Raw genomic sequence first — 17,507 nt, forward strand, 5'->3', positions numbered from 1 at the left:
TGCTCCACGTGGCCGACGTCGGGGCCTTCGGCGGTGAGCACCGGGCGTCCGCCGCCGAACAGCTCCCTGGCCGCGGGATTGGACCAGCGCAACGCGCCGCCGACGTCCTGGAGCAGCACGGCGTCACGGACGTCCTCGAGCAGCTCGCGCCAGAACCTCCCGGATTCGGGCAGCGCGCCCTCGCTCGTCGTGGGCGACGGCTCCGAGGGGAGCGACGTCGAGGCCGGGGCCGGCCGTGACACCATTCCCGGACCTCCTCCTGCCTGGCGGGTAGCGCAGCGTGAGCGGGCGGACTGGCTCGAAGTGTAGGTCGAATCATGGCACGCTGATGCGACGACCATGGCTTGGCATGCGTGGTGGAGAGGGTCGACACAGATGACACAGCACTCCCAAAGGGACCGGACCCCCGTGGAAGGTGGTGGCGCCCAGGTGGACGAAGCGACCCTGGAACGCCTGCTCGCGGCGGCTCGTGACCTCGGGGACGGCAACTTCCGGCGGCGGTTCGTGGCACACGGCGACGGGCTCACTGCCCAGCTCGCGGGTGCCTTCAACGACATCGCCGAACGCAACCAGCGACTCGTCACCGAGTTGCTGCGGGTGCGCGAAGCGGTCGGCAAGGAAGGCAGACTGACCGAGCGTGTCGCGGCCGAGATCGGCCCCGGCGGCTGGGCGACGGCGGTCGACGTGGTCAACGGGCTGATCGAGGACGTGAGCAGGCCCACGGCCGAGCTCAACCGGGTCCTCGGCGCGGTCGCCGAGGGCGATCTGTCCGAGCCGATGCCCCTGGAGGTCGGCGGACGGCCGCTGCAGGGTCAGTTCGCCGAGGTCGCCAAAACGCTGAACGGGCTGATCAAACAGCTTTCGCGGTTCGCGACCGAGGTCACCAGAGTGGCCCGCGAGATCGCCACCGAAGGACGGCTCGGCGGCCAGGCCGACGTCCCGGGCGTGGCGGGCACGTGGCGTGATCTGACCGACAACGTCAACGTCATGGCCAGCAACCTGACCGATCAGGTGCGGAACATCGCCCAGGTGACCACCGCGGTGGCGCGGGGCGACCTGACCCAGAAGATCAACGTCGACGCGCGCGGCGAGATCCTGGAGCTCAAGAACACCGTCAACATCATGGTCGACCAGCTCTCGTCGTTCGCCGACGAAGTCACCCGGGTCTCCCGCGAGGTCGGCAGCGAAGGCCGGCTCGGCGGCCAGGCGCAGGTCCCCGGCGCGGCGGGCACGTGGCGCGACCTCACCGACTCGGTGAACCTGATGGCGGACAACCTGACCGACCAGGTCCGGAACATCGCCCAGGTCGCCACCGCGGTGGCGAAGGGCGACCTGTCGCAGAAGATCAACGTCGACGCCAAGGGCGAGATCCTCGAACTCAAGAACACCCTGAACACGATGGTCGACCAGCTCTCGTCGTTCGCCGACGAAGTCACCCGGGTGGCGCGCGAGGTCGGCAGCGAAGGCCGTCTCGGCGGTCAGGCGACCGTGCCCGGCGTGGCCGGGACCTGGCGCGGGCTCACCGACTCGGTGAACCAGATGGCCGACAACCTGACCGACCAGGTCCGGAACATCGCCCAGGTCACCACCGCCGTCGCGAAGGGCGACCTGACCCAGAAGATCACGGTCGACGCGCGCGGCGAGATCCTCGAACTGAAGACGACCGTCAACACGATGGTCGACCAGCTCTCGTCGTTCGCCGACGAGGTCACGCGAGTGGCGCGCGAGGTCGGCACGGAAGGTCAGCTCGGCGGGCAGGCGCAGGTGCCCGGTGTCGCCGGGACGTGGCGCGACCTCACCGGGTCGGTCAACTTCATGGCGAACAACCTCACCGCGCAGGTCCGGAACATCGCCCAGGTGGCGACCGCGGTGGCGAAGGGCGACCTGTCGCAGAAGATCGCCGTCGACGCCAAGGGCGAGATCCTCGAACTCAAGAACACGCTGAACACCATGGTGGATCAGCTGTCGTCGTTCGCCGACGAAGTCACCCGGGTGGCGCGCGAGGTCGGCAGCGACGGACGGCTCGGCGGCCAGGCCACCGTGCCCGGCGTGGCCGGGACGTGGAAGGACCTGACCGACAACGTCAACTTCATGGCGAACAACCTGACCGACCAGGTCCGGAACATCGCCCAGGTCACCACCGCCGTCGCGAAGGGCGACCTGACCCAGAAGATCATCGTCGACGCGCGCGGCGAGATCCTGGAGCTCAAGAACACCGTCAACATCATGGTCGACCAGCTCTCGGCCTTCGCCGACGAAGTCACCCGGGTCTCCCGCGAAGTGGGTACCGAGGGCAAGCTCGGCGGGCAGGCGCAGGTGCGCGGCGTCGCGGGGACCTGGAAGGACCTCACCGACAACGTCAACGTCATGGCCGACAACCTCACCGACCAGGTGCGGAGCATCGCCACCGTGACCACCGCCGTCGCGAACGGCGACCTGTCGAAGAAGATCGCGATCGATGCCCAGGGCGAGGTCGCGGTCCTCGCCGAGACGATCAACAGCATGGTCGAGACGCTGCGCGCGTTCGCCGACGAGGTCACCCGTGTCGCCCGAGAGGTGGGTACGGAAGGCATCCTCGGCGGCCAGGCCCGGGTGCCGAACGTGGCGGGCACGTGGAAGGCGTTGACGGACAACGTGAACGTCATGGCCGACAACCTGACCGGCCAGGTGCGGAGCATCGCGACCGTGACCACCGCGGTCGCGCAAGGCGACCTGTCGAAGAAGATCGACATCGACGCGCGCGGCGAGATCCTCGAACTCAAGACGACCATCAACACGATGGTCGACCAGCTCTCGGCCTTCGCCTCCGAGGTCACGCGTGTCGCGCGCGAGGTCGGCACGGACGGCACGCTCGGCGGCCAGGCCGAGGTGCCCGGGGTGGCCGGCACGTGGTCGCGGCTGACCGAGAGCGTGAACCAGCTGGCCGGGAACCTGACCACGCAGGTGCGGGCGATCGCGCAGGTCGCCACCGCGGTGACCGCGGGCGATCTGACCCGGCACATCACCGTCGACGCGTCCGGGGAGGTGGCCGAACTCAAGGACAACATCAACCAGATGATCGCGAACCTGAAGGAGACCACCCGGGCCAACCGCGAGCAGGACTGGCTCAAGACCAACCTCGCCCGGCTGTCCGCGCTCATGCAGGGACACCGGGATCTCGCTTCGGTGGCTTCGCTGATCCTGTCCGAGCTGACGCCGCTGGTGTCCGCGCAGCAGGGCGCGTTCTTCCTCGCCCGCGAGGACGAGCAGGAAGAGACCGTCCTGGAGAGCATCGCCACCTACGGGCTGGCGAAATCCCAAGCGGGGCTTCGGTTCTCCCCCGGCGAATCGCTCATCGGCCAGGCCGCCGTCGACCGCCGCACGATCCTGGTCCACGAAGCCCCGCCGGAGTACGCGCTCATCTCCTCGGGCCTCGGCTCGGCCGCGCCGGTGAACGTGATCGTGCTGCCGGTGCTGTTCCAGGGCGAGGTGCTCGGTGTGCTGGAACTGGCGACCATCAACGCTTTCAGCACCGTCCACATCGACCTGCTGGAGCAGCTGAAGGAGACCATCGCGGTCAACGTCAGCACCATCCAGTCCAACTCGCGCACCGAGGCGCTGCTGACCGAATCCCAGCGCCTGGCACAGGAACTGCGCGCACGTTCCGAGCAGTTGCAGGCACAGCAACGGGAATTGCGTCGATCCAACACCGATCTCGCGGAGAAGGCGGCGCTGCTGGCGCAGCAGAACCGCGACATCGAGGTCAAGAACAGCGAGATCGAGCAGGCTCGCCAGGAACTCGAAGAGCGCGCCGGGCAGCTGACCATGGCGTCGCAGTACAAGTCCGAGTTCATGGCGAACATGTCGCACGAACTGCGGACCCCGCTCAACAGCGCGCTGATCCTCGCGAAACTCCTCTCGGAGAATCCGGACGGGAACCTGTCGGAGAAGCAGATCCAGTTCGCGCGCACGATCTACTCCGCAGGCAGCGACCTGCAACAGCTGATCAACGACATCCTCGACATGGCCAAGGTGGAGGCCGGACACCTCGATCTGCAGATGTCCGACGTCACGCTGCCCGAACTCGTCGAGTACGTCGAATCGATCTGCCGCCCGCTCACCGCGGACAAGGGCCTGGAATTCGCCGTCCTGATCGACCCGCCGGTCCCGTCGTCGATCCACACCGACGAACACCGCGTGCAACAGGTGCTCCGGAACCTGCTGTCCAACGCGGCGAAGTTCACCGACGAAGGCGGCGTGCGCCTGCACATCCGGATGGCCGACCCCGGCGAGGTCGAAGCCGAGTCGCTGCGCCAAGCCCCCGGCATCCTCGCGTTCGCCGTCGAGGACACCGGGATCGGCATCGCACCGGACAAACTCGCGATCATCTTCGACGCGTTCCGCCAGGCCGACGGCACCACCAGCCGCAAATACGGCGGCACCGGACTCGGCCTGTCGATCAGCCAGCAGCTCACCGAACTGCTCGGCGGCGAACTCCGCGTCCGCAGCGAACCCGGCAAGGGCAGCACGTTCACGCTGTACCTGGCGGTGAGCGCGTCGAACCTGGTCGTACCGACCGCGCAGGCGGGCGGCGTCCCGCTGATCATGGCCGTCCCGCAGGTGATCCCGGTCCCCTCGACCGCGCCGGCGCAGCGTTTCCACGGCGAGAAGATCCTGATCGTCGACGACGACCTCCGCAACGTCTTCGCGCTGGCCGCCGTCCTGGAACGCAACGGCCTGGAGGTCATCTACGCCGAGACCGGCGTCGCGGGCATCCGCGCCCTGGAACGGCACGAGGACACCGCACTCGTCCTCATGGACGTGATGATGCCCGAACTGGACGGCAACGCCACGATCGCCGCCATCCGCGCCGAAGCCGCCCACGAGGACCTGCCCGTGATCGCTGTCACGGCGAAGGCCACCGCCGAGGACAAGGCGCGAACCCTGGCTTCGGGGGCGGACGACTACGTGACCAAGCCCGTCGACACCGACAAGCTGCTGGACCTGATCGCGGTGCACCTGGAAGCGGATGCCGCGTCCAGCGGCATCACTCCGGTCGCCGTGATCTCGTCCGACGACTCCGGATCCTCCTCCGGCCCCTCGGACGCCGACTGAGTCCTGCCTGGGCCGATGTCCTGAAGGCCCCCTTTGAGACGTTGATCGTCCCGAAGGGGGCCTTCAGGGCATCCCGGTCCGGTCCCGGAAACGAAAGAACCCGCAGGCCAGAGGGCTGCGGGTTCTGCTGTGGAGCGTTGGAGCGGGTGACGGGAATCGAACCCGCGTAGCTAGTTTGGAAGACTAGGGCTCTACCATTGAGCTACACCCGCGTGCCCCCGGAGTACCGGGTGCGAAAACAGCTTAGCGTGACCCGCTAGGCTGTGCGCACACCCCCCGGTGATCCAGCCGCGGGGAGTGTGACCCGGGATGTGGCGCAGCTTGGTAGCGCATCCGCTTTGGGAGCGGAGGGTCGCAGGTTCAAATCCTGTCATCCCGACCAGAAGAGGCCGGACCTGCGGGTTCGGCCTTTTTCACGGCCGGCGGATCCGGCTCGGCAGCCTGCGACCCTCCGCCTTTCTCGGGCGGAGCGCCGAGCCGTCTGGGCAAGAGCATCCTCAGCACCTCCAGCGCGGCATCGCGCCGAACCTTCTTGCGTGTGAAGAGCGCGCACAGCACGACCACCGTCACCAGGCCCAGGTAGCCGACCGGCACGAGCCCGACGAACTCGATCGCCGGAAAGCCCGGGAACGAGGAAAGTGCCATGACCCCTCCGCGGTGCGCCACTGTCTCCGCACTGACGGGGCGGTTTTTCCGCAGGCCGGACTAAGACCCGCGATGGATCGAAGCGATCCGACACCTCGACTTCGGGCTCCGGTCAAAGCCCGAAGGAGAAGGGTTCCCCATGAACCAGTGCTCCCTCGCGATCACGAGTCACGTGTCCGGCCGGGCCGGATGAGAGCTCGATCTCACGGTAAGGCCGAGACCGGCCGGGCCTGTACCGCCGACAGGGCGGTGAAGGTCTCGCATGATGAGAGCCCTAGGCCCGTCGGCACCCGCTTGCGAACATCGGCACCGTGACCGGCAGGCGGAGCGCCAGTGCCAGTGCGGTACTCCGCGTGGTGCTGGACGAAGGGGCGATAGCGCGCAGCACCATCGCGCGCCGCACCGGGCTGTCCGCGGCGGCCGTGACGGGGCATGTGGCGGAGCTGATGCAGAGGGGATTCCTCACCGAGTTGCCCGAGGTCGCGGGCGCGGTCGGCAGGCCGCATGTGCCGGTGGATCTCGATACGGAGCGGTTCGTGGTGTGCGGCGCGCATATCGCGGTCGACCATCTCACCGTCGGACTGCTCGACCTGCGCGGGAAGGTGCTGGCGCAGCAGGAGGTCCCGCATCACGGGGCCGAGCCCGCGGAGCAGGTCGCGCAGATCGCGGAGTTGCTCGACGACCTCCTCATCGGGCACGCGCCGGACCGCACGCCGCTCGGGCTGGGGGTGGCGACCGGCGGGTGGGTCGACGAGGCGTCGGGGACGGTGGTGGAGCACGGTTTCCTCGACTGGCGCGGGGTGCCGCTGCGCGATCTGCTCACCGAGGTCACCGGGCTCGACGTCCGGGTCGACGGGCATTCGCGCGCGCTGATCCACGCGGAACGGTTGCTGGGGCAGCCGCGGGCGCGCAGCAGTGTGGTGCAGTTGTTCACCGGCAACGTGGTCGACGCCGCCTTCGCCACGGGCGACACCGTCCATCACGGACCGCGGTCGGCCGCCGGTGCCGTCGCGCATCTCAGGGTCGACGACAGCGAGGAGTCTTGCCGCTGCGGGCGTTCCGGCTGTCTCGAAGCCACGGTGTCCGAGCGGACGGTCGCCCGTAAAGCGGCGGAAGCCGGTCTTGTCGAAACGGCGGATTTCCCCGCGATACTCCGTTTGGCCGCGACGGGAAATACGCGCGCGGTCGCTCTTTTCCATGAGCGCGCGCGAATCATCGGCCAGGCCGCCGCATTACTGTTCGACGTCCTCAATCCGGAGATCCTCATCGTTCTCGACCAGAGTGTAAGGGATGTCGAAGGCTGCCTTTCCACTATCCGAGACGAGGTCTCCCAGCGTTCCTGGACCTGTCAGGACGCGGAGAAATTCCTTGTCGCGTCGAGCTTTCCGGGTACCGAGCTGGTGACGGCGGGCGCTGCCGCCATGCTGAACTCGCTCTACGAAGATCCGCTTTTCACGAGGTTACCGCACGCCTCGTAAAGCATCGGGTTACTTCACAAAATCGCAAAATTGACGCTCTCCGCCGGGACTGCGAAGAATCTTCTTCAACGACGCGAACCCGAACGAAAGAGCCCACCGTGAAGAAACCAGTGCCCTTGATCGCCGCGCTCCTCGCCGGATTGGCGCTGTCGGGCTGCGGCGCCTCCGCGACCCCGGCGGGCGCCGCCGGACAGCCGGAGAAACTCGAACTCCGTTACCAGGGCTCGGCGAACAACGTCACGTTCCCCGAACTCGCCGAGGACCTCGGCTACTTCGGCCCGGTCAAGCTCAAATGGGTCGGCAACACGATCAGCGGGCCGCAGGACATCCAGTCCGCCGCGACCGACCAGACCGACTTCGGCGGCGCCTTCACCGGTGCGGTGGCCAAACTCGTCGACGCCGGCGCCCCGATCAAGGCCGTCGTCAACTACTACGGCTCCGACGAGAAGACCTTCCTCGGCTTCTACGTCAAGGAAGACAGCCCTATCCGCGCCCCACGTGACCTGATCGGCAAGAAGGTCGGCGTCAACACCGTCGGCGCGAACCTCGAAGCCGCGCTCGACACGTGGCTCAAACGCAGCGGCCTGTCCGACTCGGAGATCGACCAGGTCCAACTGGTCGTCCTGCCACCGATCAACACCGAACAGGCTCTGCGCAACGGCCAGATCGACGTCGCGGCGCTCAACGGCGTGCTGCAGGACCGCGCGGTCGCCGTCGGCGGCCTGCGGCCCATCGTCAAGGACGTCGAGGCGTTCGGCCCGTACAACGGCGGGCCGTACGTGCTGCGGACCGACTTCATCAAGAAGTACCCGGAGACCACGAAGACCTTCGTGACCGGGGTGGCCAAGGCGATCGAATGGGCGCGCACCACACCTCGCGAAGAGGTCATCGCGCGGTTCACCAAGATCATCCAGAACCGCGGCCGCAACGAGAACACCGAAACGCTCAAGTACTGGAAGAGCACCGGCGTCACCAAGGGCGGGCTGATCTCCGACAACGACTACACGCTCTGGACGGACTGGCTCAAGCAGTCCGGGTTCGTCAAGAACGACCAGGTCGACCTGAAGAAGCTCTACACCAACGAATTCAACCCCTTCCGTGAAGGCGGTGGCGCATGACCGCCAAGATCAGCCTCCGTTCGGTCACCAAGACCTTCGGTTCCCTGACGGCGCTGGACGACGTCTCGCTCGACATCGAGGACGGCACGTTCCTCTCCCTCGTCGGGCCGAGCGGTTCCGGAAAATCGACCCTGCTCGACCTGCTCGGCGGGCTCGCGACGCCCACCTCCGGCGAAGTCCTGATCGACGGGAAACCCGTCACCGGACCGGGTCTGGACCGCGGGGTCGTTTTCCAGCAGTACGCGCTGTTCCCTTGGCGGACCGCGCGGGCCAACGTCGAATTCGGCCTCGAAGGCGGCACGCTGGACAAACGGCAGCGCGCCGAGCGGGCGCGGGAATTCCTCGACCTGGTCGGGCTTTCCGGCTTCGAGGACCATCTCCCCCACCAGCTTTCCGGTGGTATGAAACAACGCGTCGCGATCGCGAGGAGCCTCGCCTACGACCCGGACGTCCTGCTGATGGACGAACCGTTCGCCGCCCTCGACTCGCAGACCCGCGAGTTGCTGCAGGAGGAGCTGCGGCGGATCTGGGGCCGGACCGGCAAGACCATCGTGTTCATCACCCACAGCATCGAAGAGGCCGTCTACCTGGGCCAGAAGGTCGCGGTGCTGACGTCGCGGCCGGGCAGGCTCAAGGACGTCGTCGACATCGACCTCGGCGACCGCTCGAACGACGACCTGCGCTCGGCTCCCGCGTTCGTGGCACACCGGCACCGGCTGTGGGAACTCCTGCACGACGAGATCCGGAAGGCGGCCTGATGACCGCGACACTCGAAGCACCGACCGTCCGAAGTGGACCAAAATCCCCGGAGAAGCCCGCCAAGAAGAAGAACCGGCTGAGCAAGGCGTTCCGCAGCTCGGCCGCGATCCTGCTGTTCCTCGCCGTCTGGGAACTGGCTCCCCGTTTCGTTCTCGACGAAGGCACGAAGACCTTCCTCCCGCCGCTGTCGGAAGATCTCGTCGCCCTCTGGGAGCTGATCCTCAACGGGCAGCTCGCCGATCACCTGCTGGCGAGTCTCGGCCGATCGGCCGCCGGATTCGTGATCGCGGTGGGCGTCTCGGTCCCGCTCGGGCTGCTGATCGCCTGGTACCGCCCGCTCGCCGAGTTCCTGAACCCGTTGCTGGAACTGGCCCGCAACACCGCGGCGCTCGCGTTGCTGCCGGTGTTCACGCTCCTGCTCGGCATCGGCGAGGTGTCCAAGATCGCGCTGATCGTCTACGCCTGCGTCTGGCCGGTACTGCTCAACACGATCGCCGGGGTGAACACCGTGGATCCCTTGCTGGTCAAGGCCGCGCGCTCACTCGGGCTGTCGAGTCCGAGCCTGTTCCGCAAGGTGATCCTGCCGTCGGCGGTGCCGACCATCTTCACCGGGATCCGGATGGCGGCGGCGTATTCGATCCTCATCCTGATCGCCGCCGAGATGGTCGGCGCGAAGGCGGGACTCGGTTATCTGATCAACAACTCCCAGGTCAACTTCCAGATCCAGCAGATGTACGCCGCGATCATCACGGTTTCGGTGCTGGGCCTGGCCATCAACGCGGGTTTCGTCGCACTGGAGCGGCGGTTCTCCACCTGGCGTGTCAAGGAGAAGGCATGACCTCGCAGAAACAGTTGCACCTCAACGCGTTCGTGATGCCGAACGGCCATCACGAGGCCGCGTGGCGGCATCCGAGCACGGATCCGCACCGCGCCGGAACGCTGAAGCACTATGTCGACATCGCCCGGACGGCGGAGCGCGGCAAGCTGGATTCGCTGTTCCTCGCCGACGGCGTCGCGTTGTGGGGCAACGTCCGCTACAACTCGCACACCCTGTTCGAGCCGCTGACGTTGCTTTCGGCGCTGGCCGGCGCCACCGAGCACATCGGGCTGATCGCCACCGCGTCGACGACCTACAACGAGCCGTACCACCTGGCGCGGAAGTTCGCGTCGCTCGATCACCTCAGCGGTGGCCGCGCGGGCTGGAACATCGTGACGTCGGCGGGTGAGGACGAGGCTCGCAACTTCAACCGCGACGCCCGGCCCGCGCATGCGCTGCGGTACGAACGCGCGACCGAATTCGTCGAGGTGGCGAGGAAACTCTGGGACAGCTGGGACGACGGAGCGGCCCGGATCGACAAGGCGAGCGGGGTCTACGCCGACACCGACCTCATCCACCCCATCGACCACAACGGCCCGCATTTCCAGGTACGCGGACCGCTGAACATCCCGCGTCCGGTGCAGGGGCATCCGCTGCTCGTCCAGGCCGGTTCTTCCGAGACCGGCAAGGAGTACGCGGCGCGGTTCGCGGAGGCGGTGTTCACCGCGCAGCAGACCTTCGCCGAGGGCAAAGCCTTCTACGACGACGTCAAGGGCAGGCTCGCGAAGTACGGGCGCTCGCCGGAAGAGATCAAGATCCTGCCCGGGATCAGCCCGATCCTCGGCAGGACCGAGGCCGAGGCGAAGGAACGCGAGGCCGAACTCAACGCCCTCATCACGCCGGCGTACGGCGTGCGGCAGCTGTCGAACATGCTCGACCACGACCTCACGCCGTACCCGCTCGACGGGCCGCTACCCGACGTCGGCACGTTCACCGAAGGCGCGCAGAGCCGGTTCGAGCTGGTCACCGGGCTGGCGAGGCGCGAGAACCTCACCATCCGCCAGCTCATCGAGCGGCTCGCCGGCGGACGAGGCCACCGCGTCTTCGCCGGGACCGCCACCCAGGTCGCCGACCAGCTGGAGCACTGGTTCACCGAAGGCGCCGCCGACGGCTTCAACGTCATGCCGCCCACCCTGCCCGGCGGCCTCGAGGACTTCGTCGACCTCGTGGTGCCCGAATTGCAGCGACGCGGGCTTTTCCGCACCGAGTACACCGCCACGACCCTGCGTGGCCACTACGGCCTCGCGCGCCCCGTCAATCGCACCCCAGTAAAGGAGCACGCCGCATGACCGCCCTCAACACCCAGGTCGAGGTCCGCAAGATCACCGGGAGGATCGGCGCTCAGGTCGTCGGCGTCGACCCGGCCAAGGACCTCGACTCGGCCACCGTCGCGTTCCTGACCGACGCCCTGCACGAGCACAAGGCGCTCGTCTTCCGCGACGTCGACCTCGACGACGCGGGCCAGCAGCGCTTCGCCGAGAACTTCGGCGAGCTGACGAAGGCGCACCCGACCGTCCCTTCGGTCGACGGCGAGCCCGCCATCCTGCCGGTCGACAGCGAGCAGGGCCGCGCGAACCAGTGGCACACCGACGTCACCTTCGTGCACAATCCGCCGAAGGCCAGCACGCTGCGCAGCCTGGTCGTGCCGCCCTACGGCGGCGAGACGCTGATCGCGAACTCCGCCGCGGCCTATCGCGATCTTCCCGGGCCGCTGCGGGCGTTCGCGGACACGCTGCGCGCCGAGCACACGAACGACTACGACTACGCGAAGGCGCCGGAGACCCTCGACGAGGCGGAGCAGGAGCGCCGCAAGGTGTTCGTTTCACAGAAGTTCCGCACGGTGCACCCGGTGGTGCGAGTCCACCCCGTGACCGGTGAACGCGGCCTGTACATCGGCGGATTCGCGCAGCGGATCATCGGGCTGTCGAAGGGCGAATCGCGGGACATCCTGCGGCTGCTGCAGGCGTATGTGACACGGCCGGAGAACGTCGTCCGGGTGACGTGGGAGCCGAACCAGCTGGTGCTGTTCGACAACCGCATCACCCAGCACTACGCCGTCGACAACTACGACGACCTGCCGCGCCGCCTGAACCGGGTGACCGTGGCCGGCGACGTCCCGGTGGGCATCGACGGGGTGCCGAGCGAATCCCTCGAAGGCGACGCTTCGCATTACTCTCCCGTCGCCTGATCCCCCGCGTTTCGTCCTCTAGTTGCGGTCCTTGCGCGTGCAACTACCGCAACTAGAGGACTAATTGCGGTAAGACTGGCGGTGTGAAGGACGATCGTCAGGTGGAAGCGCTCCTGAGGGAGCTGGCCCCGCAGGTCATCGGGTTGCTGGTGCGCAGGCACGGGCAGTTCGACGCCTGCGAGGACGCCGTCCAGGAAGCCCTGCTCTCGGCCGCGCAACAGTGGCCGGAGCAGGGCATCCCGGACAGTCCGAAGTCCTGGCTCGCGACGGTGGCGTCGCGGCGTCTCGTGGACGAGTGGCGCAGCGAAAGCGCTCGACGCCGCCGCGAGGAGAACTCCGCGTTAATGGACCTGGCCGGTCCCGGTGAAACGTCGACAGTGTCTGAATCGGACGACACGCTCACCGTGCTCTTCCTGTGCTGTCACCCGTCCTTGTCGGCGCCGTCGCAGCTCGCGTTGACGCTGCGCGCGGTCGGCGGCCTGACGACGGGCGAGATCGCGAACGCCTTCCTGGTCCCGGAATCGACGCTGGCCCAACGGATCAGCCGCGCCAAGCAGACCATCAAGAAGGCGGGCGCGGAGTTCGTCCTGCCACCGCCCGCCGAACTCTCCGAACGGCTCCGCGTCGTCCTCCAAGTGCTGTACCTGATCTTCAACGAGGGCTACACGACCAGCGGCGGACCCGACCTGCACCGCGCCGACCTCACCGCCGAGGCGATCCGGCTGACCCGGTTGCTGCGGCGGCTGATGGCCGACGAGGACGAGGTCACCGGACTGCTCGCGCTCATGCTGCTGACCGACGCCCGCCGCGCCGCCCGCGCGACCGGCGACGGCTCGCTCGTCCCGCTGGCGGAGCAGGACCGTTCGCGGTGGAACGCGGAGATGATCGCCGAAGGCGTCGCGCTGGTGAGCGGGGCACTGGAGGCGGGACCGGTCGGGCCGTACCAGGTGCAGGCCGCGATCGCCGCCGTCCACGACGAGGCGCCCACCGCGGACGCCACCGACTGGGCGCAGATCCTGGGGCTCTACGACGTCCTGGAGAAGGTCACCCCCGGCCCGGTCGTCACGCTCAACCGGGCCGTCGCGGTCGCCGAGGTCCACGGCCCGGAGGCCGCGCTCGAACTGCTCGAAACGCTCGACGACGACGCCCGGATGAGCCAGACCCACCGGCTCGGCTCCGTCCGCGCGCATCTGCTGGAACTGGCCGGGGACACCGCCGCCGCGCGCGAGGCCTATCTGCGGGCCGCCGGGCAGACCGCGAGCGAACCCGAGAAGAAGTACCTGACTTCGCGCGCGGAACGGCTCGGCTCCTAGCTTTCCTGGCTTTCGACCTGTCGCGCGGTGGCCATGGCGCGTTCGGTCTCCCAGAACGCCCGCATGGAGACGATCAGGCCGTCTTCGCGGACGCGGTAGACGAAAACACCGTCGGTGTCGACGCGGTAGCCGCCGGGAAGATACGTCGTGATGGTCCCGACGTTCGCGACCTCGTCCCCGGCCGCGTGGGAATCGCGGATGGTGAACTGGAAACGTTCGACGTTCCCGATCGTCTTGTCCCAGAAGGCGCTGATCCCGTCGTGGCCGTGGTGCCCCTTGCCCTCTTCGTCGAACATGGACCGGCCGATCGGGTCCTCGACGACGGCGTCCCCGGCGAAGAGTTCCAGCCACGCGGCCTTGTCCCCGGCGGTGACGGCGGTCATCGAGCGGAACGCGGCCCGGCGCGCGGGCGGCTGCGCGGCGGCCGGATCCCAGCAGACGTCGACACCCATGCTCAGTCTCCGATCTTCGCGATGATCTCGTCGCCGAACTTCTTGATGGAATCCAGCTTCGGCCCGACTTCGGCGTCGAAACCGAGGCCGTCGAACACCCACGGCATGGTGATGATGTCGGTGACGCCGATGTCGCCCTGCTCGCGATAGCCGTCGAGACCGAACTTGTCGATGCAGACGGCCTGGTACTCGAACGGGTCTTCGGCGCGGCCCTGTTCGGTCAGCAGCCCGCGCAACTTGACGATGGTGTCGCGGAGGTCGTCGAACTTCATCATCGCCGACGACCAGCCGTCGGCCACGCGTGCGGCACGGCGCAGCGCGACGTCGGTGTGGCCTCCGATGTAGAACGGAACGCGCGACGGCGGCGTGGGGCTCATGCGGAGCTTGTCGAAGTCGAAGAATTCGCCGTGGAACTCGACCATCCCGCCGTCGAGGATCAGCCGCAGTACCTCGATCGCCTCGTCGACCCGCTTGCCGCGCTTCTCGTACGGTGCGCCGCACCAGCGGAACTCCTCCGGCGACCAGCCGACGCCGAGCCCGAGACCGAAGCGGCCACCGGTGAGCGCCGCGACCGAATTGACCTGGCGTGCCAGCAGGACCGGGTTGCGGGAGCCGAGTTTGAGCACGGAGGTGTAGAAGGTGAGCCGTTCGGTGACCGCGCCCATCGACGCGGCGGCGACCAGCGGATCGGCCCAGGGCGTCTCCTCGGTCCAGAACCGGCTGCCGTCCGGCGTGTACGGATAGTCGGCCGAGACCGTTTCGGAATAGAACAGGGAATCCGGGAGCGCGATGGAGGTGAAGCCCGCCTCTTCGGCCGCACGGGCGAGCTCGCCCAGCTGATCGAGCGGATTCATCGCGATCGACAGGGTGAACTTCATGGCGCGAACTATAACGTGTTCTAGTTTCGCCCGCCAGTGCTCGCGGTGACCGGGAGCACTGGCGGGAACCCCCGGCGCACCGTCCGCGTTGTCCCGATCAAAGGGCCGAACGAATCCTGGAGTTGAACCCATGGGCACCGCGATCTTCCTGATCGTGCTCCTCGTCGTGGTGGTCGGCGGCGGCATCTACTTCGCGAAGTCCCAGGCTGCGGCCAAGAAGCGCCAGCTGGACGACGCGAAAGCCGACGCGCGGCGCCTCGTCGAGCGACTCGGCGGTCAGGTCATGAACATCACCGGCACGGACACCGCCTCTCAGCAGGCGATGGCGGACGCGTCCGAACGTTTCACCGCGGCGGGCTCCCAGATGGAGCAGGCGCAGAGCATCGAACAGGCCCGGCTGGTGCGCGAGACCGCCATCGAGGGCCTCTACTACGTGCGCGCGGCCCGGCTCGCGATGGGCATGGACCCCGGTCCGGAACTGCCCGGCAGCGAAGAGCGCGACCGTGCCGGCAAGGTCACCGAGCACCGTTCGGTCGACGTCGAGGGCGAACACTACGAGGCTTCGCCGGACCCGAGCCAGCGGACGCCGCACTACTACCCCGGTGGTCGCGTGGCGGGCCGTCCGGTTCCGCAGGGCTGGTACAGCGAGCCGTGGTGGAAGCCCGCGCTCGTCGCCGGCGCCTGGGGTCTCGGCTCCATGCTGCTGTTCAGCGCGATGTTCTCCGGCATGGCCGGGATCGCGAGCGCGTCGGCCTGGGAGTCGGGCTACGACGCGGGCCAGGAAGACGCGGGCGCGGCCGACGGTGGCGGCGACGCGGGTGACGCCGGAGGCGACATGGGCGGCGACGCCGGTGGGTTCGACGGCGGCGGTTTCGATGGTGGCGGTTTCGATGGTGGAGGCTTCGACTTCTAGCCCGGCGCCGGTTTAGAAGACTGAAGGGGCCAGGTGTTGCGAAAGCCACTTTCGCAACGTTGAAGGTTGCGAAAGTGGCTTTCGCAACGTCTGCGCGCGGCGGACCGTGCTGGGCCGAGGTGTCCGGCGTCAGGCGGGCTGGCAGGTGGGGCACCAGAAGAGGTTCCGAGCGGCCAGATCGCTGCGCAGCACCGGAGTCCCGCACACCAGGCACGGCTCCCCGGCCCGGCGGTAGACGTAGACCTCGCCCCCGTGCCGGTCCTGGCGCGGCGCGCGGCCGGTGGCTTCGGGCAGGTGTTCGGGCGCGACCGTGTCGATCCGTCCCACTCGGACACCGTGCCGCATGAGCGTCACCAGATCCGCCCACATGTCGTCCCAAAGCCCGCGATCGAGCGCGCGGCCCGGGACGAGCGGAGCGACACCGTGCCGGAAGAGCACTTCGGCGCGGTACACGTTGCCGACGCCCGCCAGCACCGACTGGTCCATCAGCAACGCGGCGATCGACGTCTTCGACCGTGAGATGCGTTCCCACGCCTTGTCCGGCTTCGCGTCACGGCGCAGCGGATCGGGACCCAGCCGGGCCTTGATCGCGTCGACGCGGGGCGCGTCGAGCAGTTCGCATTGGTTCGGGCCGCGCAGGTCCGCCGAATGGGTCGGGCCGACCATGCGCAGCCGGACCTGCCCCACGGGCTCCGACACAGGCAGGGGCTCGTCGGAGAACGTGCCGTAGAGGCCGAGGTGGATGTGCACCGTCCCGTGTGGACCGTAGTCGTGGAACAGATGCTTCCCGTACGCCTCTGCCTTCACCAGCACCCGGCCGTCCAAACGGGACGCTTCGGTGGCGAACCGTCCCTGCGGACTGCTCACTTCGACCGGGTGACCGGCGAAACGGCGTTTGTGCAGCCGGGCGAGGCGATGGAGCGTATGCCCCTCGGGCATGTCAGTGCTCGGGCAGCGGCGGCGGCCAGCCGGTGTTCTCGTAGTCGAGGATCTGCTGGACGCGACGGCCGTGGCGCTCGTCCGGGCTCGGCGGGGTCGCGAGGAACGCCTCGACGATCTCCGTGGCCTCTTCGGTGGTGTGCATCCGCGCGCCGACGCCGATCAGCTGGGCGTGGTTGTGCTCGCGGGTGAGCTTCGCGGTCTCGACGCTCCAGGCGAGGCCGGCGCGAGCGCCCTTCACCTTGTTGGCCGCGATCTGCTCGCCGTTGCCGGAACCGCCGACGACGATGCCGAGGCTGCCCTCGTCCGCGACGACCCGGCGGGCCGCCTCGATGCAGAACGCCGGGTAGTCGTCCGCCGCGTCGTAGACGAAGGGACCGACATCCTCGACGTCGTGGCCCTGCTCCTTGAGGTGGGCCACGAGGTGGTTCTTCAGTTCGAAACCGGCATGGTCAGAGCCAAGGTAAACACGCACAGCGCGGAGTCTGCCATCACGCTGCGTCTCGGGCATGCTCTGGGGGTGGACATCTGGGGCCGGCCCGAAGCGGACATCAGACTCGAATGGGGATCCGAAGGCCTCGAGGCGCTGAGCGCCGGCTGCGCAGTACTGGTCATCGTCGACGTACTTTCCTTCTGCACCACAACGGATCTCGTCCTGCGCAACGGCGGGCGGGTGCTGCCCGTCCGCTGGCGCGACCACCGCGGCGCGGAGGTCGCGAGAGCCGCGGGCGCCATCCTGGCGGGTGAAGGCGAGTGGACCTTGCGACCTTCGTCTGTGACGGAAATCCCTTCCGGCACGCTCCTCGCACTCCCCTCCCCCAACGGCGCCACGCTGTGCGACGCCGCCGCCACG

At 68.1% G+C, this 17,507-nt stretch carries 15 protein-coding genes, 2 tRNA genes and 1 pseudogene; 11 read left to right on the plus strand and 7 right to left on the minus strand.

The window, feature by feature from the left end; translation table 11 throughout:
- The coding region (locus H5J31_RS36945) for a PAS domain-containing protein (protein WP_181777304.1) at positions 1-245 on the minus strand (245 nt) is incomplete at its 3' end.
- Positions 246-429: 184 nt separating this feature from the next.
- Between H5J31_RS36945 and H5J31_RS36950 the strand changes: the two genes are divergently transcribed.
- Positions 430-5,094 carry a HAMP domain-containing protein gene (locus tag H5J31_RS36950; RefSeq protein ID WP_328701707.1) on the plus strand — a complete coding sequence of 1,555 codons (4,665 nt, stop codon included), beginning with the start codon at positions 430-432 and terminating at the stop codon, positions 5,092-5,094.
- Between the two features lie 138 nt (positions 5,095-5,232).
- Here the strand turns inward: H5J31_RS36950 and H5J31_RS36955 are convergent.
- Positions 5,233-5,306: transfer RNA gene (locus tag H5J31_RS36955), tRNA-Gly, on the minus strand.
- Positions 5,307-5,399: 93 nt separating this feature from the next.
- Between H5J31_RS36955 and H5J31_RS36960 the strand changes: the two genes are divergently transcribed.
- Positions 5,400-5,476: transfer RNA gene (locus H5J31_RS36960), tRNA-Pro, on the plus strand.
- Here the strand turns inward: H5J31_RS36960 and H5J31_RS36965 are convergent.
- Positions 5,455-5,739: a hypothetical protein gene (locus H5J31_RS36965; RefSeq protein ID WP_181777305.1), complete on the minus strand. Its 285-nt coding sequence runs from the start codon at positions 5,737-5,739 to the stop codon at positions 5,455-5,457. The two genes, H5J31_RS36960 and H5J31_RS36965, sit on opposite strands and share 22 nt — an antisense overlap.
- Positions 5,740-6,050: 311 nt before the next feature.
- Between H5J31_RS36965 and H5J31_RS36970 the strand changes: the two genes are divergently transcribed.
- The 7 genes from H5J31_RS36970 to H5J31_RS37000 all read left to right on the plus strand — a co-directional run bounded on the left by H5J31_RS36970 (position 6,051) and on the right by H5J31_RS37000 (position 13,472).
- Complete coding sequence (locus H5J31_RS36970) at positions 6,051-7,217, plus strand: ROK family transcriptional regulator (protein ID WP_181777306.1); 1,167 nt, start codon at positions 6,051-6,053, stop codon at positions 7,215-7,217.
- Positions 7,218-7,315: 98 nt separating this feature from the next.
- Positions 7,316-8,335, plus strand: coding sequence for an ABC transporter substrate-binding protein (locus tag H5J31_RS36975; RefSeq protein ID WP_181777307.1), 1,020 nt, complete (start codon positions 7,316-7,318; stop codon positions 8,333-8,335).
- A complete protein-coding gene (locus tag H5J31_RS36980) occupies positions 8,332-9,093 on the plus strand; it encodes an ABC transporter ATP-binding protein (protein WP_181777308.1) in 762 nt (253 codons plus the stop codon). Before H5J31_RS36975 ends, H5J31_RS36980 begins: the two co-directional genes overlap by 4 nt.
- Positions 9,093-9,932: an ABC transporter permease gene (locus H5J31_RS36985; RefSeq protein ID WP_181777309.1), complete on the plus strand. Its 840-nt coding sequence runs from the start codon at positions 9,093-9,095 to the stop codon at positions 9,930-9,932. The genes H5J31_RS36980 and H5J31_RS36985 overlap by 1 nt, the downstream gene beginning before the upstream one ends.
- A complete protein-coding gene (locus H5J31_RS36990) occupies positions 9,929-11,260 on the plus strand; it encodes an LLM class flavin-dependent oxidoreductase (protein WP_181777310.1) in 1,332 nt (443 codons plus the stop codon). The genes H5J31_RS36985 and H5J31_RS36990 overlap by 4 nt, the downstream gene beginning before the upstream one ends.
- Positions 11,257-12,159 carry a TauD/TfdA dioxygenase family protein gene (locus H5J31_RS36995; protein WP_181777311.1) on the plus strand — a complete coding sequence of 301 codons (903 nt, stop codon included), beginning with the start codon at positions 11,257-11,259 and terminating at the stop codon, positions 12,157-12,159. The genes H5J31_RS36990 and H5J31_RS36995 overlap by 4 nt, the downstream gene beginning before the upstream one ends.
- Positions 12,160-12,242: 83 nt before the next feature.
- A complete protein-coding gene (locus H5J31_RS37000; protein ID WP_181777312.1) occupies positions 12,243-13,472 on the plus strand; it encodes an RNA polymerase sigma factor in 1,230 nt (409 codons plus the stop codon).
- Here H5J31_RS37000 and H5J31_RS37005 read toward each other — a convergent pair.
- Together H5J31_RS37005 and H5J31_RS37010 are read right to left on the minus strand one after the other, a co-directional pair.
- Positions 13,469-13,924, minus strand: a complete 456-nt coding sequence (locus H5J31_RS37005; protein WP_181777313.1) for a nuclear transport factor 2 family protein — start codon at positions 13,922-13,924, stop codon at positions 13,469-13,471. The genes H5J31_RS37000 and H5J31_RS37005 overlap by 4 nt on opposite strands.
- Before the next feature lie 2 nt (positions 13,925-13,926).
- Positions 13,927-14,802 carry a TIGR03619 family F420-dependent LLM class oxidoreductase gene (locus tag H5J31_RS37010; protein WP_181777314.1) on the minus strand — a complete coding sequence of 292 codons (876 nt, stop codon included), beginning with the start codon at positions 14,800-14,802 and terminating at the stop codon, positions 13,927-13,929.
- A gap of 130 nt (positions 14,803-14,932) precedes the next feature.
- Between H5J31_RS37010 and H5J31_RS37015 the strand changes: the two genes are divergently transcribed.
- Positions 14,933-15,715: a hypothetical protein gene (locus tag H5J31_RS37015; protein ID WP_181777315.1), complete on the plus strand. Its 783-nt coding sequence runs from the start codon at positions 14,933-14,935 to the stop codon at positions 15,713-15,715.
- A gap of 129 nt (positions 15,716-15,844) precedes the next feature.
- Here H5J31_RS37015 and H5J31_RS37020 read toward each other — a convergent pair whose 3' ends face one another.
- Together H5J31_RS37020 and H5J31_RS37025 are read right to left on the minus strand one after the other, a co-directional pair.
- The gene (locus tag H5J31_RS37020; RefSeq protein WP_181777316.1) at positions 15,845-16,654 is read right to left on the minus strand and encodes an Fpg/Nei family DNA glycosylase; all 810 of its coding nucleotides are present in this window, start codon (positions 16,652-16,654) and stop codon (positions 15,845-15,847) included.
- A 1-nt stretch (position 16,655) separates the two neighbouring features.
- Positions 16,656-17,129: a ribose-5-phosphate isomerase gene (locus H5J31_RS37025; protein WP_007034718.1), complete on the minus strand. Its 474-nt coding sequence runs from the start codon at positions 17,127-17,129 to the stop codon at positions 16,656-16,658.
- Here H5J31_RS37025 and H5J31_RS37030 point away from each other — a divergent pair.
- Positions 17,049-17,507 (plus strand): annotated as a pseudogene (locus tag H5J31_RS37030) (2-phosphosulfolactate phosphatase); the annotation flags it as partial. The gene H5J31_RS37025 and the pseudogene H5J31_RS37030 overlap by 81 nt on opposite strands.

Origin of the sequence: Amycolatopsis pittospori, assembly GCF_013870525.1 — a bacterium.
In the GTDB taxonomy this organism is placed as follows: domain Bacteria; phylum Actinomycetota; class Actinomycetes; order Mycobacteriales; family Pseudonocardiaceae; genus Amycolatopsis; species Amycolatopsis pittospori.